Origin of the sequence: Fibrobacter sp. UWB4, from assembly GCF_002210345.1 — a bacterium.
Taxonomy (GTDB): Bacteria; Fibrobacterota; Fibrobacteria; order Fibrobacterales; family Fibrobacteraceae; genus Fibrobacter.
On the sequence record NZ_MWQI01000001.1, the window covers coordinates 401,624 to 427,379 of the forward strand.

Consider the following 25,756-nt stretch of genomic DNA (forward strand, 5'->3'; position numbering starts at 1 on the left):
AATAGCATACGATGATTAGCGCGACAACTGATAACGCTATAACGTAAGGAGAGCTTGAAAAAAGACTTTCTTGCATATTTTCCCAGTGGCTTAAGCCATTTTACTTTGTTCTCTTGATACCGAATGTCTTTTTCTGTTCAAAGGATGTCTTTGTCGAGAAGTTCTGGACAAGCTTCTGATTGTTCTTGATTTCAGGGTTGCTCGTGTTGGGTGAGAACTTCGCTTCAATTTCAGCCTTGTAAATGTAGGCGCCAGTGCCGACCGCTCTGTCTTCATGAGTGCGGATGCCGGAAGGAGCCTTGTTTGCCCATTCGATTGCGAATACCACCTGGTTGTTTGAATTGAGGTACTGCTTCGGATTGACATTGAACGACTGCTTGAATCGGTTGACATAGTTACCGAGGTTCGAGTATATCGGAATATTGAACTTGACAAGAAGATTTTCCCAAGCGCATTCGTCGCCGATAGATGTACCACGGGGAACCGTGAGTGTCACATCGAATATGGCTCCACCGATGTCGGCAGAATCAATACCCGTTTGTGTTACTTGTTCCTTCTGGATCATGTCAAACTTGCCTGTTGCCGCATTCTTGATATAGAAACGCATAGCTTCATTGGCTTCTACCTTGGTACGGTTCAACGAATTCAAGTTGTTGATTGTTTCGCGGAGCTTCACGTCGAACTTGATTCTCGGAACGCCGTTTCCGTTGACCAGAACCCAGGGCACTTCAAATTCTGGATAGTTGCCGTTTGCATCCTTGAATGTGCTTGTCATCATCGAACCCATTCTTACAAAGTCACCTTCCATGACGGATCCAGAAAGGTCATCCATGTAAATGAATGTGAGAATGGTGTTGTTTTGAGCGAAGTTCCAAGTAGAGAAGCTGCCCTTGGTTATGTTGGACTGCTTTTCGGCTCGCTTGTGTCTAAAGAATTGCTGAGCTGTATCTGCAATAACCAGCGGTTCACTTGCGGTGATTGTCAATACGTCTGCTGACGATGTCTGGTTGATTTTTGCAGTCACAAAGACCGGGCCCACCTTGTCTTCGGCGAGTACGGAATTTGTTTCGAGAGCGGCGCCTTTACCGAGGTATTGCGTGACAAGTCCTGCGTGTTCAAGGCTCTTTCCGCCAGGAACTGTTCCTTCGTAATTACCTGCGGTATTGCCAAAATTGAATGGCTTTACAAGGTCGATAGAGAGATTTTCGCCGTTAAGGACGAAGTTGCTCTTTTCGACGGTGAGCGTTTCAGGCTTTGCCGTACCGAAGATTATTTCCAAAGTCTCTGGCGTGTGTGTGGCATCGAGAGGCTTTGCAAATGTCACATCGACATGGCTTGCGTAACCGTTTTGGTGCTTGTCTGTAATGACCGCATAGGTCATCGGAATCGGCAAGACCTTGAGCAGTATTTCGATCTTTTCTGGAGTGCAGAGACCTGCGACTCCGTTTCCGTTCAAGTCCGTAATCGTACCTGCGGGGTTGAGCTGTCCCCACATGCCTGCTGTGATAAGGGAGCCGTTTCCTGCGTCGAAGGCGATTTCAAAGTCCCAGATGTTCTTCGATTCGTTGTAAAGCTTTGCCGAAAGGACTGTAGGCGTTGTAGCCTGGGTTATGCCATCCTTGGCGTAAAGAATGAGCGGGAAGCTTGTGCCTGGAGCGGAAATCGGTTCGCTGAACTGCAAGTAGAGGTGGTCTGTAGTTGCTGTATCTAGGCGTTCGAGAATCGTTGCAGATAGCAGTGCCGGCGGCATGCCGTCATAATAGGAATCTTCGACCGTCTTTACCTGTCCCTGAACGTCGCTTGAAAGCGTGATTTTTCCAGTAGCGTTCGTAACAATGTCCTTGATATCGTCGAATTCGACAACGAGAGACTTGCCGTTCAACGATTTGACCTTATTCGTGGTGTATGACGTTCCTTCGTAGACAAACGAAATGCTTATGAACTTCTGGTTTTCGCCATATTCCGAAGAAAGGGTAATGTCCATTGCATCAGGAATGTTGTCGCAGTTCAAGTCAACAATCTTGGCGACATCGATAATCGGCCATGGCGGCAAATCCTCGATGACCAGTTCTGCGATTGCTGGCGAGTAAGAGTAATCCTTTGTATTGGGATGCTTTGCATAGATCTTTGTTGTCACTGCAATAGGTGAGCTTACGTAAATTGTGGCAACACCATCGTAAAGTGTAACGGTGTTGACCGGAATCGTTGCCGTCGGATCGGTGTAGAAGAGAACATTGGCATCGTCGCTGACGAGTTCAACATTCAAGTTCTTTTCGTCCTTGAGAACGTCTAGATTGCTGTCAAGGAGTGAAATCTGCACTTCGACGAACTTGTCCTTGTATCCCGTAATTTTGCTCTTGTCGAACACGAGATAGCGCTTTTCAAGAGGCTTGGTAATGCTGTCGATTTCGACATTTGTACGGGCGATTGCGCATGCGCAGTCGTAAGGATTCTTGGTCTTTTGGTTTGCATTTCTGTTGTGCCAGCTGACCCATTCCATATAGTTGTTGCCGTAGGCGAGAGTCGTATCTACGCCAAAAAGGATGGAATCGGCTCGTTGTTCGATGGCCTTTTTGAACGGATAGGGGTTGCCATTCATTTCTACGGCGTCAAGGAGACCTGTCGGCTTAACGGTACTTGTTGCCTCGTATAACGTCTTTGCATCGACCTTTTCGACAGAATGGATCGGGGAGACGAACGGGCTTGAGAACGAAATATCGACCTTACGGATAATCTGAGGTCCGTCTTCTGGGGTGTAGTCGGGACCGTAGCCGTAAATGTGCTTGCCGTGGTAATAAACTGGAATGTAGGGGTCGCGTGTAAAGGCTATGACCGTATCACCGCGGTCATTTATTTCTAGTTGTTCTGATTCGCGGCCTTTGAAATACGGTGCCATTTCTAGGTCTATGCCGTCAAATACTTCTGGGGCGTCTTCTCCCTTGTGGGCTATAAGCGACCAGCCGTTATTGAAGGCACTATATGTTGCATTGAGCCATTTCACATGGATAATAATTCTACCGGAAACGGCAAGCTTGCCGTTGACTTTGATGGGCATGTAATAGGCGCCTGTAGCATCGGCGGTGTTGGGGCCGAAGTCTATTTGAGGAGAACCTGAATATGTGCCGGTACCGTCATAGCTCATGCTGTTGTAGCTGACCGGTATTTCGAGCTTGTCGTTTGCGCCCAGATAAAAGCGAAGTTCAAAGTCTTCAAAGGCAGTCGTGTCGTTGTTGTCAATTTCAATAAAGAAAATACTACAGTTCTGCCAGCCGTTTGTGGTATTGCATTTGTTTTCGTCCTGGAATGCGCTTGGCTTGACGTAAATATCGAGGTCGGCGTAGGTGGCGTATGCATCCGTCGTAAAAGAGTATTCTTCGGATTCAGCCGTTCCGGAATAAACTTTGAAGTAATAGGTCGTTCCCGGTTCGAGATTTGTGAGTTCAGCTTCATGGAAGAGCACGGCGCCGTCTTTTGCAGTGGCTGTTTCGGTGTAGTGGCCTTTAGCCTTGCCGAACTTTACGATGCCGTTCATGCGGTTAGAACTCCACCAGTAAATCTTTGCACTGCGGTGATCGACTTGGCAAATCGTGACGCCAGATATTTTCGTTTCTGTTGTTGTCATGGTGAACTGGTACCAGTTTCCATGGTTGTCATCGGTGGTGATGTTTTGCTTGGTATCGATTCCTTCGAGGAAGAAGTAGTAAGTCTGTCCCGGAGTAAGGCCGGTAAGCGTTATGCTTCCGCCCTTAGAGGCTGTCTTTTGCTGAACGGACTTTACGTTTGTTGCGCTAGTGGTAATGTCGTAGAATACCGTGACGAGGGCGACTTCGTTTGTTTCCCAGGTGATAATTGCGGTGGTATCCGATGTTGGAATGCCCATGATATTGCTGAAGAGCGGCCCTTCGTTGTCTGGCGGGAGCGTTTCTGCAAGGCTTTGTGCAGGCATCAAAAGCTGGACAGAGAAGTCAATGCATGTTTCTGTAGCGGTATAGTCTTCCCAGTCTTCAAGTAGCGGCTTGTCCGGAGCGCGTCCACCCATAAGGGCACCCTTCGGACATTTGTACTTGTACGGCATACCACCGGCGTTGTAGCCGTCCGGGTTTGCAGCGCGGTTGTGGGGGTGGTTCGGATTCTTGTCGCCTGCACCCATCAAGAAGGAAATATCCCACGGGTTTGCGCCAAGGTTATAGTAAATGTTGTCAAGAGCGAGGTTCTTGTAAGCTTCTTTTTCTGGACCCGGAGGGAGAATTTCCGAGAGCATGAAAATGGCGTTTGCGGCGCCAAGATTATAGCGGTTAAAGCCCCAGTCGCTGGATGTCCATACAAGGTTGTAAGGCGGAACGGCTGTTACGCTTCCAAAACGGTTCGTGTAGATGTTCTTGGAACCTTCAGAGCCGTCATCTGTAAGGCGGCGGAGTGCGTTTGTCGTACGCTGCAAGAGTGTATCGCGTTCAAGTTCGTTGATGCCGTAGGACTTTGCAATTTCTGCATCCTTCAAGATGAGCTTTGCAAAAGAGAACAGTACATAGGAATGGACGTTTTCAAAGTCGGTCATCCATCCGCCTGGATAAAAGCCGCTTCTGAGACCGAGATAACCGGCCTTAAAATATGGACCTGCATCATTCGGTTCGTTGTTGTACATGTAGTTTGTGCTGTTGTCATTGATATCCATGTTCTTGTACAGGTCGTACTGGTACATGGTATCTTTTGTGGCATACCAAAGAGCAAGTGCTGCTGCAGCTGCGTCGTCGATCATGTTCGTTTCGCTAGAGCCACCCGGATAGAATCCGCCAAGTTCATCGGTCGTCTTGTAGGTGCCTTTTTTATAGGGCGATACGGGTCTCATCACTTTTTTATAGATGTCTTCGGCTGCATCCAGGAGCTTCTTTGCATACTCTGGTTCATAGACGCTCCAACCTACAGCAAAATAGGCGAGAGCGGCGGCATACATGCCGGACGCCGTTCCGATTCCCTTTGCGACGTGACGGTCAGGACCGCCTTTGGACTGCGGCTGTGCATCTTGCTTTTCTGGAACGTCCCAGAACTGGTGGTCAGGATCTCCGACGGCGATGGAATGGTACATGTCGCCTTGATCGATAAGTCCGTTTGCCTTAGACGCTAAATAAAGCTTGTAGATATAGTCGGCACCGATTTTTGCTTCGTAAAGAATATCAGGATAGCCGTCAACAATGGTTGTGTCATTGTAGGATTTTCCGTAGCGGTCTTCAGCCTTGTCCTTGTAAACGAGGTATGTCGTTGCAAGAGCGTAGGCTGCATAGCTCAGCGTTTCTGAAACCTTGAAATGGTCTCCGCAGTCATGCCAGCCGCCTGTCAAGTCGTGACCGATTTCGGAACCGTCTTTCAAGTGGCAGGGGCCGTGGAGCTGGGAATTTGTATTGCCGCAGCGCTGGACGCCAAAGAACTTGAGCGCGTTTTCAAGAATGGCGTTATAGATTGAAGGATGAACATGGAAAGTGGCCGAGGTGTCCTTTCCTACAACAAGGAAGTACTCGCCTGTTGTCGAAAGCGGCGTAAAGTCAGCTTTGTAAAGCGTCTCCGTTCCGGTTGTTGTCGTATCGCCGAACTGGTAGAGCGAAGCGCCGATCGACTTGAAGGCGCCACGAACCCAAATGGATGGCTTGGGATATGTTCCAAGTTTCTCCAGGTTTCCACCACCGGGAACTTCCTTACCCGTATTAGCGTCGATCACCTTAAATGTCGTTTCCTTGGTGTCGGCAACGTAGGCGTATTTATTGTCCTGCGGCCTAAAGCCTGCCTGGTTGACGCGGATGGGGCGCCTGTCATAGACATTCAGGGAGTCCAGATATCGACGGTCGCAGTTGGTGCATGTCCTGTCGATGTTTGGAAGCTGTGCTGTAGCATGATCAATGCTAAGCAATGCTAGTAAGGTTATTGCGCTGAGTAGTTTTTTCATACTTCCATCTTTTGTTCAAAAAATAATGAAGCCGCCTGGATCGCCAAATCCAGGTGGCCTGTTTAAAAATTACTTCTTTCTCTTGAAGCCAAGAGTCTTGGTCTTGTTGTCGTTTGCCTTTTCGACCTTGTCGCCTACAGTCTTACATGATGCCTTGTAGTCGTTACTCGATTCATCGAATGTTGTAGCGCAGTAAGTCTGGGCCTTAAAGTCAAATTTCGCAATGTAGGCACCTGTTCCAATCTTGTTGCCCTTCTTGGAAACAGGGGCTTCGTTGTCCTTAGCCGCCCATTCCAAATTCAGCTTGAGAATGCCGTTATTGACGAGGTTGCGCAACGAGGGCGAATTTTCCTTCGGGACATCAAGCGTGTACGTGTTAATGTATTGGCCGAGGTTGTCGTAGAGATCTGCAACAATCTTGAGGCTGAAATCGTACATGGGCTTACCGTCACGAGTTGTGAAACTTGCAGAAGGCATCGTCACTTCAATTTCGAAATTTGGACCGGAACCAACGTATGCGGCTGAATCGACCTGACCGATGAGCGAACCATCGCGGCTGATGAAGTTGTATTTGCTGTTGGTGATGGCTGATACAACGAATGCATCGTCCTTGAGGGTTTCGGGGCGGCTTGCGTAGGCGCCAGCCTTCGGTGTGGTAACAGGCTTTGACAGCGTCACCTTAAAGCGGATGTTGTCATCACCCGTGATACGAATGTAGGGGTTCGAATTCGTTGGGGCAATGTTGTTTTTGTCTGTATAGCTGGATCCAAGAATATCTGGAACGAGGCGGATCCTGTCACCGACATGTACGACATGGTCCTTTTCGTTGTAGATGAACACCGACGACTTACCCGTGCCTTGCGGTTTATCAGGAGGAATGTAGCCATCGCGTTCACGCTGGATGTATTTGCCTGCGGCACCCGTTTCAATGATGGTGAGCGCCTCAGACATGTTGACGGTCAGCATACCCTTGATAAGGCGTGCAGAGGTGATGACTGGAGCGCATTTGTCGTACAACGTGTAGTCTGTCTCAAAGAATCCGCTTGCGGCACCCTTGAGCGGAGATACTGTACCGTTGCCGTCCTTGTCGCCATTTGTTGTACCGTAAGGATAAGCCTTGTCCTGCGGAATTGTGATTTCGATAATGCTATATGTATTAACGGAATCCTTAGTCGTAGAATCAGGCAGGATTACGGTGAATGGAGCCGAGACAGAGTCGCGAATGGTCCAGTAGGATTCCTTCGGCTTGATGACTCCGCCTGTTGTATCAGCCGTTGTTATGAATGTGCGTGTAATACCCGGATCGCCCCAAACGGTTACGATGCTGTCGAATACATCCTTCGTCTTGAGCTTTCTTTCGAACATCATGTAGACGATGTCTGGAATGCCATCGCCTTCCAGGTCGATCATGTCTGCATGGTAAATCGGTACCGGGCGGGAAATGAGCGTTATAGGTACAGACGGCTTGCAGCCAAACGGATCAATCTGGTTGAAGTTCTGGTCGGTGATTACAAATCCACCTGTCGTCCTTGGCGATGCTTTACCGCCTATTGGAACGAGGGATTGGTCTGCATTGCCGCTGATAACCAGTTGCCAGCTCTTGCCGTTGTTTGTAGTTGTTGCCTTTCCAACGACTGTCGGCATGCCTGGTGCACCAGCCACCGTGAGTGGCCATTCGGTCTCGGACGAGAAAATAACCGGTTCAGAGAATGCGATCAAAATTGTGTCAAGTCCGCTTGTGTCGTCATCGGATTTCTCGAGAATGGAAACGCTTGTAAGCGTGGGGAGAATGCCGTCTGCGATTCTTGCGGTTTCTGCATTGGCCGTGCCATGATCTGCAATATATGTTGTGATCTTTCCAGAGGGGCTTGCGTTCACCGGAATCAAAGCCGTGTCAATGGCAATGATGATCTCGTTCAAGTCTACAAACTTTTTGGCATCAAGCGAAACCTTGACCGTATCGGACATTCCTTCGATAAAGTACCTGATGCTGTCAAGCGTGTAGTCTTCAACAAGCTTGTTCGTAAGCACGATCTTCAGCTGATCTGCCTTATTGTCGCAGTCAGAATCGATGGCGAGAACCGTTTGCGGTGTGGGCACCTTTGTCTCGGCAAAGAACGTCTGCAGGGAAACATCGTCTTCATCGTCCGGGTCGGTGTAGATGACCTGGATTGTATCGCCTGCGAAGAACGAAATTTCGGAAGCCTGGTCCCTTGTTTCCTTGGAATGGTTGACGGCTTTGATCGGTCCACCGACAAAGTGTCCCGGATTGTTGGCGTCAGCCTTCAAAACAACTTTCAGGACATCGTTCTTTTTCTTGTTGATGACCTGGACTTCAACAGAGGTGGCCTTGCTCTTGATCTTGTCCTTGTCCATCAAGTCAATATAGAATGTCGTGCCTTCTGGATCTGCTGGGCTTACGATCGGGTTGCCCTGAGGATCCTTGATGATAAGTGTCGATGCTGTAGCGTCGCCCTTAGAGAAGTTTACGTAGTAAGTTCTATTCAGGAATGCGCAACCACCGTTCTCGGTACATTCTTCGCATGTTGGATCTGGACCGGCAAAGATGGTGATGTCAATTTTGTTACTTCCGATACCCATTTTCACAGGAATATCAAGGTCCCACATGTCTGTGGCTAGGTCGTACATGGCAATTCTGTCTGTACCAGCTTCGTTCAAAATCCATCGTTCTGTACCCTTAGCAAAGACCTTGCCGCTCACTTTGACGCCATTGGCCCAAACTTTTGTCACGTAGCCGCCATCGGTTATGTGGGCTTTGCCCGTGACATGGACGGTGCTGCTTGCTTGGTCAAGATCGATATGGGAACCGTTGGAAACATCGAACGGATGGTCTAAAGCAACGTCAATTCTGTAGTTTGCTCTCTTTGTTTCCATTTCCTTCTTGGACGGGCTAAAGCCCCAGATGAACTGGTCCTTGCGATAAACGGTAATGTATGGATTTTCTGGAACATCGGGGGCCTTGTCGCCGTAATCCTTGTCTTCGACAGGCATGCCGTCGTAGTCTGCACCGTCTTCCAGGTAGGAATGTGGACGCCAAGACCAGTCGCCGGAGTTCTTGCTAAAGCGCTTTTTGCCGGCTATGCGCAATGTTTCGCAAGTCTTGTATCCATCGTTTGAAAGACCAGAAGAGAAGCCGAAGTCTACACGGAGACGAGATTGTGACTTGATGACGGAAGATCCAAGTGGGGCGGGGAAGTAGTAGGAATACTTACCCGTAGCCGGATCGTAAGTGTCGTCCAGTCGGATCGGCAATGCGGCGCGTAACAGGTCACGGAGTTCACGGTCGTTTTCGCACGCAACGCTGAATCCAGCTTCGTCGTAGGCAAAGCAAATGTCGGAATCTATCAAAGTTGCACATTTATCAACTTCTTCAGGCAATGCGGTGAAGTATAGGCGCAGTGTCAAGCTGTCGAATTCTCTTGCTTCGTTATTGATGACGTTCAAGTTCAGGAAGTCCATGTTGTCAACGATGTACTGATAGCCGCGAACGCTAAAGTCGTACCAGGTTACCGGGGTCTTGAACTTGAGCAAATTGCCTTCGTCATTCAAGTTGGTCACGATGCCGTTGCTTTCGACCATGTAGTAGTAAGTCGTCTGCTCCTTGAGACCGCCAATCTTTACGTAGTGGAATTGTGTCGGCACACCGGAGATATCGGCATTGCCAGAGCCTGTGTTGAATGCAAATTCAGCCGCCGTAGAGTGCGGAATGGTATCCCAGTAAACCTTAGATTCGTATTCGCCGTTCGGCGTGTACCACATGATTTCTGCGGAATCAGCGGTGACGTTACAGACGGTGACGTTTGCGATACGGGCTTCTTCGATAAAGGAAAGGGTGGTAAACGTAAACGGAGTCTGCGTACTGTCTACGAGATATTTGGTCTTTGTATTTGCGGGGTTGTAGGCGTTTGCTCCAGTGACATAGAAGTAGTAAGTTGTACCCGCCTTTAGGTCCTTGAGGACAATGTCGTGCTTGACGGCAGAATTTTGGCTGGAAACGGTCTTGTCATAACTTCCTTCTGCTGTACCGTAAGAGATTGTCGCTGTGCCGCGCTGGGTCAGTTTGACTGTTACAATGGCGGAGTCCATGCTGACGTGACGGATTTCAACATTGATGTCCGGGGCTACGCTCTTGTCGATTTTCCTGGAGGCGAGGCTGACCGTGCTTACGAGCGTTGCCGAAGCGTCGATGCATATTTCTGACATTTCATAGTTTTCCCAGGAGAGCTTCTCCGGCTGGTTCATCTTTTTGTTCGGAGGAACAGCTCCGTAAAGGGCACCGACAGGGACGTAATACTTGTAGTCGGCACCGGGAACATTCTTGCCTTCGGGGTTTGCTGCGCGGTGATGCGGATGTGCGTCATTCTTATCGCCGACGCCCATGATAAAGGATATATCCCAAGGGTTAATGCCTAGCAAGTAGTTCAACTGGTTGATGCCGAACTGCTTTGCTTCGGCAGCTTTCCAGTTGGGAGTTCCCATCGTAGGGAGGCTTATACCTTTCTTTTCGATATCCGCTGCAACATCGGCATAGGCGAGAACTTCAAAGATGTCGCCGGCACGGTAGCGGTTGTAAATCCATTCCTGGTCGGTGTGCATCGTATACCAAATTCTATCGTAGGTAACGGAACTTTGTTTCCAGATGTTTGGTACGTTCGGGAACATGAACGTTTCGCTGACTCCTTCATCATAGCGCATGTCGCCAAGGTTTACAATCATGTTGGCAACGCAGTCTTCGATGGCGTTGAGCCATTCAGATTCCGTAAGACCGTATCTTGTCAATGCTTCGTTTTTATCAGCGAGGATTAGCTTGTACAATGCGTAAAGGGCGTATGAATAGGTTGCTGCCCAGCTTGTGTTCTTTGTGTTTTTGAGGAATGCCTGGTCCGGAGATACGAACCATCCACCTTCGAAAAAGCCTGGACCTCCATTTGCGGAAATGACTTGCTTTGAGTACATGTTCTTGTTGCGGATCATGTCGTCGGCATAAGTTTTGTCGCCGGTTGCATACAGGAGGGCGACAGAGGCTAAAGCCATTTCATCGATAAATTCATCGTTTCCGTGATAAGCTGGTGACTGTTTTGCAATCGGGTTGGGTACACCTGTTGAATCTTTGTGGTGTACAATGGTTTTCCCTCCATCGTAGGTGGATTTCCCTTGGGCCAATGCTTTTGCGAAATCGTACATTTTTTTGGCGACCATAAGGCAGCTGTCGGCGAAGGCGTCGTATTGACCTCCGAACTCCTTGCCTTTAAACTTTCTGCTAAGGATAGCAAGGCCTGCGGCCGTTTCGCCACCGACGTTTGCGCCAACTTCGCCTAAACGGACGGGTCTAGCTTGGGGACCGCCGCGGTCTTTGGCGGCGTTCGAGTTTCCTATAGGTAAGAGATCCTGGTTCTGTGGGAGGCCCCACCAGCCATGGTCTGAGCCGCTTGATCCGATCGAAAGCGCCATGTCGTCGATGACGCCTTTGGCTCTGACAAAAGAACGGAGCACAAAGTCGGCGCCGTGCTTTGCTTCGCGGAGCATGTCCGGGACACCGTCTGTATTGATCGTTTCATTCTGGTTGAATGCGTAATGGTCTGTGTCTGTGGAGTCGTTAGCGGCAGCCATTAATGCCATGACCATGAAAGCGTACATCTGTGTGTGCGATTCTTTCAGGTGGTCACCGCAGTCGTAGTAACCGCCTTCAAGGGTCCCTGCAAGGGCTGCGTTATAAGGGCCTCTTACGTCAAGAGGGCCTTCTGTCACTGGGCCGCCACCATCTTTGGTATGGCTTGCCGGACGGTTACGGAACCAGGTTTCGGAGTGGCCGCTGCGGTTAATACCGTAGAACTTGAGGGCGGCATCCTTCACCATGGAATACACGTTTTCGGAAATAATGAAGGTACTCGAAATATCGTCACCGACCTTGATGCGCAAACGCGTCTCTATGGGGACATTTTGAGGAATATTGCCGATCATGATTGTGCCGGAAGGACCGTGTGTAGTAACCTTATAGCGCTGTTGATCACCTGTCGTAGCGTTTGTACCGGCAAGAATTGTCCATTCCGAGGACGTTTTGCTATTTGAAGATCTTAGAGTTCCGGTGATGGCCGGGCTAAAAGATTTGCCGTTGATATCGACGACTTCGAATGTGGTTTTGTTGCCCACGTAATAAAATTGGCGTTCAGGATCGCTTTCCAAGTAACCGGCCTGGTTCACTCGGATTGGCGAAATGCGGACATTCATTGCGTCGAAGTACGCCTGATTTAGGGAATCGGGAACGATTGCATTAGGCTCGTATTCCGGCGGGGTCAGCTTTTTGGGTAATATCTGGTGTATTATGGCAACTGTTGTGTCAAAGTCCTTGAATACAGTGGAGTCCCAAGTTAAAGGGAATACAGGGCGAATCAGTTCGTAAGGAGTGGTTTGTGCCTGTTGCGCTGCTGCCATGGAGGTCGCTGCGCACAATACTAGCAGATACTTCTTAATACTCACTTTGTCTCCTTTTCATAAGCAAAAAAGCGGGCAAAACAAGTCTTGCCCTCTAGTTATAATCTCTCAAAAGATAAAATAGATTATTTATGTAAAAATGTTTTGTGATATATTCCTTTTTTGTTCTCAAATTTTACTCTGAAATTCAATAATTTTTCAATTGCGTATTATACGGACAATTTTTATGGATATTTGTAGTAAAATGATATGAACAATAAGCATTTACAGGAATTTTTGTAAATGCAATTTTACAAACGAAATAAGAAAAAGCCGCCAGAATGGTTAAATTCTGGCGGCTTCGTCGTTCTTATTTCTTTCTCTTAAACCCGAGGGTCTTTGTCTTGCTGTCCGTCGCTTTTCCCATCTTTTCTCCGACTGTTGAGCAAGATGCCTTGTAGTCATTGCTCTTTGAGTCGAATGTGGTGGCGCAGAACGGCTCGGCCGTGAAGTCAAACTTTGCGATATAGGCTCCGGTTCCAATCTTGTTGCCCTTCTTTGCAACCGGCGCTTCGTTGTCCTTAGCCGCCCATTCCACGTTGAGCTTGAGGACTCCGTTGTTGGTCAGGCTTCTAATCGTTGCAAAGTTCTCTCTCGGAATGTCAAGCTTGTAGGTGTTCACATACTGTCCTAGGTTATCGTAGAGGTCCGTGACTACCTTCAGGTGGAAATCATACATCGGCTGGCCGTCGTGAGTCAAGAAGCCTACAGAAGGCATCGTAACCTCGATTTCGAAATTCGGACCCGAGCTAATGTATGCGGCAGAATCCACTTGACCGAGTAGCGTTCCGTCTGCGCTGATGAAGTTGCGCTTGCCGTTGATGACTGCGGATGTAATGAACGCATCTTTCATGGTGTTTTCTGGACGGCCTGTGTATGCACCAGCCTTCGGTGTTGCTACAGGTTTCGTGAGCGTTACCTCAAAGCGGATGTTGTCGTCACCCGTGATACGCACATAGGGGTTTGATACCGTCGGAACATTGTTGTTCTTGTCGATGTAGGCTGCACCGAGAATATCTGGAACAAGACGGACTCGGTCACTGGCGTAGAAAACATTGTCCTTTTCGTTATAGGTAAAGATTTGCGTCTTGCCTGTGCCTTGGGGCCTTTCAGGCGGGATATATTCGTCGCGTTCGCGTTGAATGTACTTGCCCGTTTCGGTTATGTTGACATTTTCGGACAAATTGACGGTGAGCAGGCCTTCCTTGAGCATGCGTGCTGATGCAATGACAGGAGCGCATTTGTCGTACAGCGTGTAGTCAGATTCAAAGAATCCGTTTGCGACGCCCTTCATCGGGGAGACTGTTCCGTTTCCATCTTTTTCTCCGCTTGTAGAACCGTACGGATAGGCATGTGTTGCCGGAATGTTGATTTCGATAATGCTATACGTGTTGACGGAATCCTTCGAATGGATGGAGTCAATCATGACCTTGAACGGAGCCGAGACGGAGTCGCGGATGGTCCAGTAGGATTCCTTCGGCTTGATGACGCCGCCGGTTGTATCAGCTGTTGTAATGAAGGTGCGTGTAATACCCGGATCGCCCCAGATGGTTACAATGCTGTCGAATACATCTTTGGGTCTTAGCTTTTTTTCGAACATCATAAAGACAACATCGGGGATACCGTCGCCTTGCAAATCGATCATATCAGCATGATAGATTGGGACCGGGCGAGAAATAAGCGTTATTGGAATGGATGGCTTACAGCTGATGCTTATCGGGTTGAAGTTATGGTCGGTAATTGTGAATCCGCCAGTTGTTCTTGCACTTGCCATGGCGCCAATCGGGACGAGCGAATTGCCTGCATTGCCGCTGATGATAAAGGTCCAGCTCTTGCCGTTATTGGTGGTTGTCCCCTTCCCGATAACGGTCGGAATGCCGGTAGCACTAGCGATGGTAAGCGGCCATTCGCTTTCGGATGAGAGTATCACCGGTTCTGAGAATGCGATCATGACTGTGTCGAGACCGCTATTGTCGTCGTCGGCTTTTTCGAGAATCGAAACGCTTTCGAGAGTGGGGAAAATACCGTCCGCAATTTTTGCAGTTTCCGCATTTGTTGTACCGTGATCGGTAATGTGGACCGTAACCTTTCCAGACGGGCTTGGATTCTTAGGAACAAGGCTTGTGTCTATCGGGATGGTGATCTCGTTCTGGTTTGCGTATTGTGTGGCGACAAGCTTAACTTTGGCAGAATCGGTCATGCCATCGATAAAGTAGCTGATACTTTCTAGCGTATATTCTTCAGTAAATTTGTTTGAGAATGTAATCTTCAGCTGATCGGCCTTGTTGTCGCAGTTTGTGTCTTCGGCGAGAACTATCTGCGGCGACGGAATCTTGGATTCAGCAAAGAATGTCTGCTTCGAAACATCGTCTTCGTCGTCGGGGTCGGTGTAAACCACTTGGATTGTATCGCCTGCGAAGAACGAAATTTCAGAAGTCTGGTTCCTGGTTTCCTTGGAATGGTTGACGGCTTTAATCGGGCCGCCGACAAAGTGACCGGGGTTATTCGCGTCTGCGGTCAAGGTGACCTTGAGCTGATCGTTTTTCTTGTTGTTGATAATCAAGACATCGACAGAATTTGCCTTGCTCTTGATCTTGTCCTTATCCAACAGGTCGATGTAGAATGTCGTACCTTCCGGGTTTGCGGGGCTTACGATGGGGGTACCTTGCGCATCCTTGATGACAAGCTGGGATGCCGTGGCGTCTCCTTTGGAGAAATTGATGTAATAGGTTCTGTTCTCAAAAGCGCATCCGCCATTTTCTGTGCAGACATCGCAAGTGGGGTCCGGGCCGGCAAATATCGTTACATCAACCTTGTTTGAACCGATTCCCATCTTGACGGGGATGTCGAGATCCCACATGTCGGTCGGAATGTCGTACTTTGCGATAATATTTGTTCCGGATTCGTCTAAAAGCCACTTGTCAAGGCTTTGCTGGTCAACGAATGCTTTGCCGCTGATCTTGACACCATTTGCCCAAATCTTGGTGATGTAGCCATTTTCCGTTATATGGGCTTTACCCTTGACATGAACGGTGCTGTTACTTTGGTCTATATCGATATGGGTTCCATTCGAAACATTGAAAGGAGGATCCAGGGATACGGTCAATTCGTATTTCGCTTTCTTCGTCTCCATTTCTTTTTTGGATGGGCTATATCCCCACACGAATTCATCCTTGCGGTAAATGGACACGTAAGGGTTGATGGGGGCTATGTCATCATCGCCAAAGTTCTTGGGAAGGCAGGGTATGCCTTCAAAATCTGCGTAATCGCCGTTTTTCTTTGAGTGCGGCATCCAGCTCCAGTCACCAGGATTTTGAGGTAGTTTGTCTTTGGCTTGGGATGTCCACGAGGTTCCGTCGTTGCAGTAGAATTTCTTTTTGGGCGTGTCGTTCATCAAATCCAGGTGCGGTTCCCATTCGCTACGTCTGTCGAACATAACGTCAAGTCTGAGTCTGCTGGAGGATTTGATGATTGTTGAGCCTAGCGGAATGGGGAAGTACCATTGCCACGTGCCGTCGGTCGGATCGTAGGTGTCTTCGATCTTCTGGGGGGAATGTCTGGCGGAACAATCCATCCAGCTCTTTTTGCGTTGCCGCGGAGCATGTGTCGTTGAAGGCTGCTTCGTTGTAAGCCTGGCAGATATCGCGCCTGATGCCTACGTCGTAATAGATTGCGTCTGTAGCGCGCATGTAGAGGCGAATTGTTAAGCTGTCAAACGGTCTCTCTTCGTTATTGATAATGTTCATTTCGAGGGCTGGCATCGGGTCCCAGACATATTGGGACATTCGAACTTCAAATTTGTATTGCGTTACAGGCGTTTTAAACTTTAACGGCTCGTTCTTTTCATTGACGTTTGTATAAACGCCATTGCTTTCTACGGCGTAGTAGTAGGTGGTCCTTTCCTTGAGTCCGCCAATTTTCACGTAGTGGAACTGCGTCGGGATGCCAGAAATGTCGGCGTTGCCATCTCCAGTGTTGAATGCGTATTCATTTAAGCTTGAATGCGGAAGCGTATCCCAGTAAACTTTCGAGTCATATTCGCCGTTTGGCGTGTACCACATGATTTCGGCGGAGTCGGCGGTGACATTGCAAACGGCAACATTTTGAATGTTTGCAGGTTCATTCATGTTCTTCGTTGTAAACGTGAACGGAGTTGAAGTGCTATCGACTAGCCATTTTTTTGAAGTATTTCCGCTTCGCGGATTCTTTGCCATGGCGTAGAAGTAGTAAGTTGTTCCGGGCTTGAGATCACGCAGCACGATCTGGTGCTGGTTGGTTGCTGTTTCGGAACTTGCTGTTATCGGGTTCTTTAAGGTTTCCGTTGTGTCGTAAGTGATATAGGCAAAACTGCCCAAGTCTAGCTTTACAAAAACAATAGCTGAATCAACGTCCACGTGGCGGATTTCAACGGATATTGCGGGCGCTCTGTTCAAATCCTCTGATTTCGCAAGAAAAACTGCTGCGGGGAGGAAGTTGGATACGGCGTCGATGCATGTATTTTCTGTCAGATGGTAATCGTTAAAATGAACTGTAAGGTCGTCCATTCCCGTAGGTACTGCACCCGGGCCTAAACCTCCAACGGGTGGGCGATATTTGTATGTAGAGATGACTCCAGCGACGTTTTTACCTTCGGGGTTTGAACCGCGATGGTGCGGATGGGCGTGGTTCTTGTCGCCAACGCCGTAAATCAAGGAAACATCCCACGGGTTCATGCCGAGATAATAGTTCATGTGTGAAAGGGCGAGTTCTAGGATTTCATCCGATTTCCAATTTTGAACAGTTCCTGTTTGTGGCATTGTGACATTTTCCAAGTCCTTTGTCACGTCGTAATACGCCAAAAGTTCAAAAATGTTGGCTGCTTCGTACTTGGTCCACCACTCCGCTGGATTTACTGGACTTGTAAGTCCCCAGATGGGGTCGTATGAAATACTGGAGCCGATCCAGCCGGCTTGCCCCGCAGGAAGAGTTAATGTCGTGGTGCCGCCCTTCATGACCCCAGCGAGGTTTGCCGCCATGGTGAAGGCAACGTCTTCGATATAAATCATCCTTTGCTCTTCTGAAAGGCCGTAAGCGCTCGCTTTTTCCTGTGTTTCCAGAATTAACTTGTAAAAGGCGTAAAGGCCACTTGTAAAGACGCTTGCCCAGTCCGATGCGGCATTAGATTTCAAGAAAGAAGCTTCTTTGTGCGCGAACCATCCGCCATTGAACATGCCTGCGCCTTTTTTGTCGCTGTTGGCGAAATCTTTCTTGGTCTGGCCGCCTGCTAGGGATTTTTCTTCGACGGCGTCGTTCAAATAAGTTTTATCTGCGGTTGCATAGAAAAGGCATACAGCCGCAAAGCCCATTTCGTCATGGTATGTGGATCCACCGCTATAAGCCGGTGAATTTGTGAGTTTTTTCTTGGACTTGCCGTACTCATAAAGAGCTTTTGCCACAGTCAAGCTTTTTTTGGCAAAGGTGGAATCGTATTTAGCCCAAACTTTGGAGACTATGGCCAAGCCTGCGGCAAAGTTTCCGGAGGCCGTACTTCCAAGTTCTGCATCGCTTCCGGGGTTGTCATCGCTTCTCAAGATTCGAGCTGTCGGACCACCTCTATCATGGAGTGTGTTGTCCTGGTATTCTGGAGAACCCCACCATCCGTGGTCTTTGCCGATTTCGCCAATGGATACTGGCATCGCCGATACAACGCCTTTGGCTGCATCGTATGCCTTTATGACGTATTCGGCTCCGAATTTGGCTTCTCTGAGCATGTCAGGGATGTTGTCTGTATTTTGGGCTTCGCTTTGGTTGAATGCGTAGTTGTCCTGGTCGCGGTCTTCGTAAGCGGCGGCCGTCATGGCGAGCTGTGCTAGGCTATAGGAGATAGTTTGGCTTTCTTTAAGATGGTCTCCACAGTCGTACCAGCCGCCGGTCATATCTACATTGGCTAGGGAGCCGTCTTTCAGATGGCTTGGTTTGTGGAACCACGATTCCGAATTGCCGCTGCGGTTGATTCCGTAGAACTTGAGTACCGCGTCGCGAAGCATGGAGTAAACTCTGTCGCTCACGATAAATGTGGAGGAATAATCGTTTCCGACCTTGATACGCAATCTTTCGTTTTCGGGGAGACCGTCGGGGAGATAGCCTCTCTTTAAAGCTCCTGTAGGTCCCGCCTTTTTTGCCGTGTAGCGGTTATCGCCACCGTATTCTATTTGGGCGTTGTTCGACGCCTTGATTGTTAAGGATGACGAAACAGAACTCTTGAGTGTTTCTGTGAAGCTTCCTTTGCCAACGACTTCGCCTTTCGCATTGACGACATCGAAGTTTGTCGCTGAACCGACGTATAGCACCGGCTTTTTTGCGTCCTGTGGGCGGTAACCGGCCTGGTTTACACGTATGGGGGATATCTGGATGACCATGGCGTCGATGTACGCCTGGTTCAATGTATCCGGAGTGATTATCTCGTTTGGGGCATAGTATTCCGGGGTGTTTTTGCTTGGTAAAGAAACACGCTTTGGGCCTGGAGTAAAATTAGTCTTGAATATGGTGCTGTCCCAGGTCAACGGCCAAACCGGCCTGATTAAATCGTATGGCGTGGGAAGGTTCTGCTGTGCTACGGTTAAGCCTACTGTAGCGCACAAAGCCAGCAGATATTTTTTTATACTCATTTTGTCTCCTTTAACGTAAAACAAAAACGGGCAAAATGAATTCTGCCCCCAAACAATCCTCTTGAAAGTGAAAATAAATTATTTACAAAAGAACCGTTAGAGAAATTTAATTTTTTATTCTTTATCTGTTCTCAGGTTGTTTCTTGTTCTTATAAAAAAAGACCGTCCTTGTTGCGGGCGGTCTCAAAATTCTTGGAAAAGCGTTGAATGGCGCTTATTAGTCCCCAGTGAAGATGATCACGAGAACAGAAGCGATGAATGCTGCGGAAACAGCGATGAATTCCCACGGATTGTCCATGACGGCAGACTTTGCAGTGCCGCTTGTTTCCTGTGCGACTTTCTGTTCTTCTTCGGCCTTTGCCTGAGCTTCAGCTTCGGCTGCCTTCTTTTCTTCTTCGGCCTTAGCGAGAGCGGCGGAGTCAACCGGAGCTTCTTCTGCCTTGGCTTCGAGAACTTCAGTGGCTTCAGCGGCCTGTGCCTTAGCGGTGTCTACGACAGCCTGTGCGGAGTCGGCGGTTGCTGCTGCGGCCTGGGTTGCATCGGCGGCTTGTGCCTGAGCTGCTGCGGCAGCGTCTGTTGCCTGAGCCTGTGCTGCGCTAGCTGCGCTTTCTACGGTCTGGGTGGCTGCAGTTGCCTGGGCCTGTGCTGCTGCGGCAGTGTTCTCTGTTGCTTGAGCGGCTGCGGCTGTAGCTTCCGTTGCCTGGGCTTGAACGGCTGTAGTTGCTTCTGCTGCCTGCGTCTGTGCAGCGGCAGTGGCTTCTGCGGCCTTTGCTTCTACTGCTGCCGGAGCTTCGGCTGCTTTTTCTACCTTAGCGGCGACAGCCTTCTTAGCCGTTGCTGCCTTGCTAACCTTCTTTGCGGCCGGAGCTGCAAAAACCATGGCTGCCGAAATCATCGTGGCAAGCAAAATCTTTTTCATCATTCAATCCTCTTAGAAAATGAAGTTATTTTGTTTTTGTTATCAAAAATAATACTTATTATGTGATTTTGGTCATAAGAAAAGCAAAAAAGTACAAAAAAGTTGTGAAAAAGGGGGATGAACGGTCGGTTCTGGGGGATGAGTGGAACAAAATCGGGTGGCTTTTTCGATGGAAAGAATTATTTTTACAGCCGAAAGTAACGAAATATGGTTTTTAGTGGTTGGTCATTGGTTATTAGATATAATTGCGCCTTTGGCGCCTAAATAAAACTAATGACTATTGACCAATGACTGTGGACCTATCCTTTAACTATCAACTGCGCCTCTGGCGCCCAAACTACTATGGCATTCAAATACGAAGCTACCGTCCAGCACGGTGAAGATACAACCGAATACGTAAGTCTCGGCAAGGAAGGCGTTTCTGTCGCCGAATTCGAAGGCAAGAAGATTCTCAAGGTTTCCAAGGAAGCTTTGACGAAGATTGCCCAGGCTGCTTTCGAAGAAGTGGAATTCTGCCTCCGTCCGGCCCACACGGCGAAGGTCGCCAAGATTCTCCAGGATCCGGAAGCTTCGGATAACGACAAGTTTGTCGCCCTCACCATGCTCAAGAACGCCTGCGTTGCCGCGAAGGGCATTCTCCCGTTCTGCCAGGACACCGGTACGGCTATTTGCGTTGCCCACAAGGGCCAGCAGGTCTGGACGGGCTTTGACGATGCCGAAGCTATTTCTGAAGGTGTCTATAACGCCTACACCACCAAGAACCTCCGCTACAGCCAGATTGCACCGCTCTCTATGTACGAAGAAAAGAACACGGGTTGCAACCTGCCTGCCCAGATCGACATCCACGCCGAAGAAGGTGCCGAAATGAAGTTCCTCTTTGTGGCAAAGGGCGGTGGCTCTGCCAACAAGACTTACTACTGGCCGATGACCAAGGCGCTCCTCAACCCGAAGTCCTTGGAAAAGTTCCTCGCCGAAAAGGTGAAGACTCTCGGTACAGCCGCTTGCCCTCCGTACCACCTCGCTATCGTGATTGGCGGTACCTCTGCCGAAATGAACACGCACATGGTGAAGCTCGCTAGCTGCGGCTACCTCGACGATATTCCGACGAGCGGTTCCGAAGGCGGCCGTATTTTCCGCGACCTCGAAATGGAAGAAAAGGTTCTGCACATCTGCCAGAAGACGGGCATTGGCGCCCAGTTCGGTGGCAAGTACCTGGTACACGATGTTCGCGTGATTCGCGCTCCGCGTCATGCTGCAAGCTGCCCGGTTTCTATCGGCGTGAGCTGCTCTGCTGACCGCAACATCAAGGCCAAGATTGACGAAAACGGCCTTTGGCTCGAAAAGATGGAACACCATCCGGAAAACTACATCCCGGCTGGCAACGCAGTGAACCTCGCTCCGGCTATCGAAATTGACCTTGACCGTCCGATGAAGGAAGTGCTCGCTGACCTCACCAAGTATCCGGTGAAGACGCGTCTCTCCCTCAAGGGCACGATGATCGTGGCTCGCGACATGGCCCACGCCAAGATCGCTGAAATCTTCGACAAGCAGGAACGCGGCGAAGAACTCACGGACGAAGAAAAGACCGTGCTCAAGGTCGTTTCTGACCACCCGATTTACTACGCTGGTCCGGCAAAGACTCCGGCAGGTATGCCGACAGGTAGCTTTGGCCCGACGACGGCTAACCGCATGGACCCGTACGTGATGCGCTTCCAGAGCAAGGGTGCTTCGATGATCATGGTCGCTAAGGGCAACCGCTCTCAGGATGTTACCGACGCTTGCAAGAAGTACGGTGGATTCTTCCTCGGCTCTATCGGCGGTCCGGCAGCCATCCTCGCTGAACAGAACATTCTGTCCAACGACATCGTGGCATTCCCGGAACTCGGCATGGAAGCCATCCGTAAGATCACGATCAAGGACTTCCCCGCATTCATCCTCGTGGATGACAAGGGTAACAACTTCTTCGAAGGACTTATTTAGTCGGAAGTAGGAAGTAGACAGTAGACAGAGACTTTCTCTGATGCTGTCATTCCCGCCTTGAACTCTTTGACTACTTGCAGCTTTGCTGCTTAGTAGTCATGATCCGCGAATGGGGAGGGAATCTCCCTTTCAATAGAAACGCCCCGCAAGTTTAATGCTTGCGGGGCGTTCTTGTATGTGAAAATTTGTGGCGTTTCTAGTCCTTGAATTCTATGCTTTCAATGGCATCAAAAAGTTCTGTCCTAACATTTGTGCCAAACGTTAAACTACGCATGAAGACGAGAACGATGTTTCCTTTTGGGGTTAATCTTGATGCGAGGCAGATGTCTTCTGGTGTTCCGTCGTCATGTGTTATTTTGTAGCATCTGTGTGTATACTTTTTCTCGGAATTGTAGTCTGTATCAACAAGGTTTTCTTTTGTACAATCTTTGAAAAATCCATCGTAGGCTGTGAAAATTCTGGTTGTCTTTAATGAATCGCTTATATCGTTTTGGAAAACTTCCGGATTGTTTTGAACAGCTTTGCTGTATGAAGCGAGTATGAAACCCATTTCTAAATCATCGTTGTTTAATGTAACCGAAGCTATCCCCTTAGTGGTGTCATGAACAGCGTTTTTGTAACTGAATGGGAGGTTGACGTTGAATGGGGTATCAATTTCTAGTTTCTCAGGCATTTCTGTTGCAATGAATGCGTTTGCTGTTGATACACGGACGTAGATGAGCATTTGTCCAAGAACGATGGGACGCATCCTTGTGCCCGTCAGAATGGCGCAACCAGAAAGTACAAGTACTGCGAAAATGAGTGAAATAGACAAAATCTTTTTCATTGAATCTCCTTTTTAGATTGTGCTGGAATAATAATAAATTTTATAAGAATAAAAAGCAGACTTTCTTCGATGCCTGCTTGAATGAGTTTGGTTGAGTGAATTGTGCTATTTGGGATATCCAAAAGACACTTTAGTCGAAATTGTATATATTAAAAGTATGTTTAGGGCTTTGCGTATCGCAATACTGTTTTTGATGTGCTGCAGTTCGGTAGCGGTTGCTCAGCTTGTACCTGATACTGCGAAATTTCAAAATGAAGAGAAAATTTGGATTCCAGATTCGGTACTTTATATGCCTGCAAATTTACCCAAATGCATGGATTTGGGAAATGGGTGCTTCGGTGATAATTTTGATTATGATAAAGTAAAAGATGGGATAGAATGGGATAAGTGCCGAAATGGAGATAAGGATTGCTATTTGACAAAAAAGGCGAATCTTGCGGAACCCTTTGTTAAAGCGCTGGCGCAACCATTTATCTATAATCACGAAAAACGAGAACGTCAATCAGGCGGAAAATCGAAAAAGTAGTAATGTAATCGTTTTTGAAAAAGCAGACTTCCTTCGAAGCCTGCTTCTGTTTTGTATTTGAAATTTGTTTTTTTTTGAACGGCTATATTGAAATTGTAAATTTTTGCTTTTAATGAGGCTTGTTTGTGTCTTGTTGACTTTTTCTTGTTTTTAATATGAAAAAAGTTATTTTGCGTAATTTATGTGAAATTAATTGTCTTTGTTTGAATTACTTTTTTGTAAAAAATGAGTATAAAATATTTGATTTGGTTTGAATATCTTATATTTAAACTATGTGTTTATGAAGGAGTAGAATATGAAAAAGGAGATTGCTTTATTAGTTGCCGCCAGTTGCATTGGCGCTGGTGCGGCTACGGTGAATTATGACCTTTTGGGTCGTAAGGGGAGTAAAATGAATTCCCCGATGGTCTATAAGAATATAGACTATAGTAAAATGAAGAAAAAAGAACAGCAGAGCATTGGTTCTTCTCTGGAAAATAAAACGCTAAAAAGGCTTGGAACGGGGCTGAATTCGAATTATCGTTCTATTGCGGGTGTTTATAATAATAAGGGGCTGGATTATTATATGGCAAGTTCCCAGAATCCGTATCCCTACTATTTGAAGTGGTGGAAAGCAAATGGTTCATATGAGGATGGCTGGTATAATAAGTTGGCTGGAAATGGTGGCTATATGGACCAGTCAAATGCTGTTTTTAAGAGCTTCTCTCTTAAGTCGCACTATCCGCCTGCATATAAATATGCCGGGATTTCCAATGTTTATGGGCATGGTTACAATATGACGTGGTTGCCTCCTGCTTCTGGAATTTCTAATCCGGTTCAGTCTTCGCCATATGCATATTATCAGCAAATTCGATACGAACCTTTTGGAACTGTCGAAATGACTAAGTCCAAAAGGAGCGATATCTCATGGTATGATGAAAGCCATCTGTATCCGGATGCGGATTGGGGTGATGTCGGTGTTTATATGGTTGCTGATGCTGAACCGGTTAGCTTGCGCCATCAACAGTATGATCGCTATGTTCTGGTTAATCCGAATGAACAGTTTTCTCCGGATCCCGTAAATGAAATGCTTTCGGCAAGGTCCTATAGAATTATTAAGGATGCTACGAATTTTTCTGTGGTTTATGTAAGCAAAAATCGACCTTCAGATCCGTCTTCTGATGCCAGGGGACCTCAAATTTATGTAGGACTTCATAATCGTGGCGATGTTTTCTATGATAATGAAGATGCTATGAAATATTCTACTGCGGCTAGGGATCTTGATAATTACATCTATAATAATAGAACGACCGAAATCGTCGCTGCAGGAAACTATATGGTTCGTCTTAATACAGGACATCTGGCTGCTGAAGCACATGCCGCAAATGCCATTACTGTTGGTGCGGTAGATGCTTATAGTGGAGAGATTACGAGCTATAATTCGACAAAGTCGAAATATTGCACTCGTGGTATTGGCGGGTGCGATGGACTTTCTAATACCAATGAAGGGTCCAGAAAACCGGAAATATACAACTATTCTCACTTCTATTTTTTGGATGAATGGAGAGAGTATACGGATTTGTCTTCTGGAGTGCAGTACAGTTATGATCCTTTCTATGATGGCAATGAAATGTCTGCTGCTTATACAGCAAGTATGGTCGCTGAACTTCTGTCGGTCAATCCGTTCTATCGCTGGCATCCGGAAGTCGTAAAGGCTTTGTTGCTGACTTCGGGCGATGTCTCTGTGTCTCCTCCTTATCCTGAATACTATCCGGTAACATCGGAAATTCCGTCTTACCGTAGCTTGGTTTTCGATAAAAATCACAATTCCTACTTCCATGAATCTCGTTATTGGGTGGGCGAAACGCAGCGGCTGAAAACGCATGTTGAACCTTATAGCGAAAGAAAAGAAATTCGCTTTAAAGTCAAACGCCCGGCTGGCAAGACTAATTTTAAGGCTGCAATTGCATGGCTGAGCAGTGGTAATGATATTGCAAATCTTGGCAGGGTTCCTCAGGATTTCGATTTGTATGTGTATGAAAGTAATGACGGCAATGTGGATAATATAGATGTCTATAACTCCCATGCATCATCTCTTAGCGGCATTGACGCTTACGAAAAAATCTCGTTTACATCGAATGCTAATTACCTGGTGTTCCGTATTCTTCTTTATCGCGATCTCGAAGATTCTGAAAATAATGGACAGATGGTCTTGGGCTTTGATGTGGCCGCTAAATAGTGACTGCTGAATAGGAATTGTTTGAGAAAGACTCGTCGGCATATGCAGGCGAGCCTTTTTGTATGCAAAAGTTATGTCTGGTGTGTAAATTTTAGCTTTTGATGAGGCTTATTCGTGCCTTGTTGGCTTTTTCTTGTTTTTATACAAAAAATGTTATTTTGTGAAATTTATGCGAAATAAAATGTCTTTGTTTGAATTACTTTTTTGTAAAAA

The 25,756-nt window shown here is 47.7% G+C and carries 8 protein-coding genes; 3 read left to right on the forward strand and 5 right to left on the reverse strand.

The window, feature by feature from the left end:
- Positions 1 to 100: 100 nt before the first annotated feature.
- The 4 genes from B7990_RS01720 to B7990_RS01735 all read right to left on the reverse strand — a co-directional run bounded on the left by B7990_RS01720 (position 101) and on the right by B7990_RS01735 (position 19,996).
- Positions 101 to 5,935, reverse strand: a complete 5,835-nt coding sequence (locus B7990_RS01720; protein ID WP_088639332.1) for a glycoside hydrolase family 9 protein — start codon at positions 5,933 to 5,935, stop codon at positions 101 to 103.
- A 69-nt stretch (positions 5,936 to 6,004) separates the two neighbouring features.
- The gene (locus B7990_RS01725) at positions 6,005 to 12,433 is read right to left on the reverse strand and encodes a glycoside hydrolase family 9 protein (RefSeq protein ID WP_088639333.1); all 6,429 of its coding nucleotides are present in this window, start codon (positions 12,431 to 12,433) and stop codon (positions 6,005 to 6,007) included.
- Between the two features lie 3,434 nt (positions 12,434 to 15,867).
- Positions 15,868 to 19,074 carry a glycoside hydrolase family 9 protein gene (locus B7990_RS15050; protein ID WP_254917275.1) on the reverse strand — a complete coding sequence of 1,069 codons (3,207 nt, stop codon included), beginning with the start codon at positions 19,072 to 19,074 and terminating at the stop codon, positions 15,868 to 15,870.
- A gap of 217 nt (positions 19,075 to 19,291) precedes the next feature.
- A complete protein-coding gene (locus B7990_RS01735; protein ID WP_088639334.1) occupies positions 19,292 to 19,996 on the reverse strand; it encodes a hypothetical protein in 705 nt (234 codons plus the stop codon).
- 339 nt (positions 19,997 to 20,335) lie between these two features.
- Between B7990_RS01735 and B7990_RS01740 the strand changes: the two genes are divergently transcribed.
- Positions 20,336 to 21,973, forward strand: coding sequence for a fumarate hydratase (locus tag B7990_RS01740; RefSeq protein ID WP_088639335.1), 1,638 nt, complete (start codon positions 20,336 to 20,338; stop codon positions 21,971 to 21,973).
- 196 nt (positions 21,974 to 22,169) lie between these two features.
- Here the strand turns inward: B7990_RS01740 and B7990_RS01745 are convergent, their stop codons facing one another.
- On the reverse strand, positions 22,170 to 22,799 hold the full coding sequence (locus B7990_RS01745; protein ID WP_088639336.1) for a lipoprotein: 630 nt from the start codon (positions 22,797 to 22,799) through the stop codon (positions 22,170 to 22,172).
- Between the two features lie 91 nt (positions 22,800 to 22,890).
- Here B7990_RS01745 and B7990_RS01750 point away from each other — a divergent pair, with 91 nt between their 5' ends.
- Both B7990_RS01750 and B7990_RS01755 read left to right on the forward strand, forming a co-directional pair.
- On the forward strand, positions 22,891 to 23,325 hold the full coding sequence (locus B7990_RS01750; RefSeq protein ID WP_088639337.1) for a hypothetical protein: 435 nt from the start codon (positions 22,891 to 22,893) through the stop codon (positions 23,323 to 23,325).
- A gap of 295 nt (positions 23,326 to 23,620) precedes the next feature.
- Positions 23,621 to 25,543, forward strand: a complete 1,923-nt coding sequence (locus B7990_RS01755) for a S8 family serine peptidase (RefSeq protein WP_088639338.1) — start codon at positions 23,621 to 23,623, stop codon at positions 25,541 to 25,543.
- The last annotated feature ends 213 nt before the right edge of the window (positions 25,544 to 25,756 follow it).

Bases quoted from the DNA above. Each gene is read 5' to 3' on its own strand.
- B7990_RS01720 (WP_088639332.1), bottom strand. From the start codon at position 5,935: ATGAAAAAACTACTCAGCGCAATAACCTTACTAGCATTGCTTAGCATT.
- B7990_RS15050 (WP_254917275.1), bottom strand. From the start codon at position 19,074: ATGAGTATAAAAAAATATCTGCTGGCTTTGTGCGCTACAGTAGGCTTA.
- B7990_RS01735 (WP_088639334.1), bottom strand. From the start codon at position 19,996: ATGATGAAAAAGATTTTGCTTGCCACGATGATTTCGGCAGCCATGGTT.
- B7990_RS01740 (WP_088639335.1), top strand. From the start codon at position 20,336: ATGGCATTCAAATACGAAGCTACCGTCCAGCACGGTGAAGATACAACC.
- B7990_RS01745 (WP_088639336.1), bottom strand. From the start codon at position 22,799: ATGAAAAAGATTTTGTCTATTTCACTCATTTTCGCAGTACTTGTACTT.
- B7990_RS01755 (WP_088639338.1), top strand. From the start codon at position 23,621: ATGAAAAAGGAGATTGCTTTATTAGTTGCCGCCAGTTGCATTGGCGCT.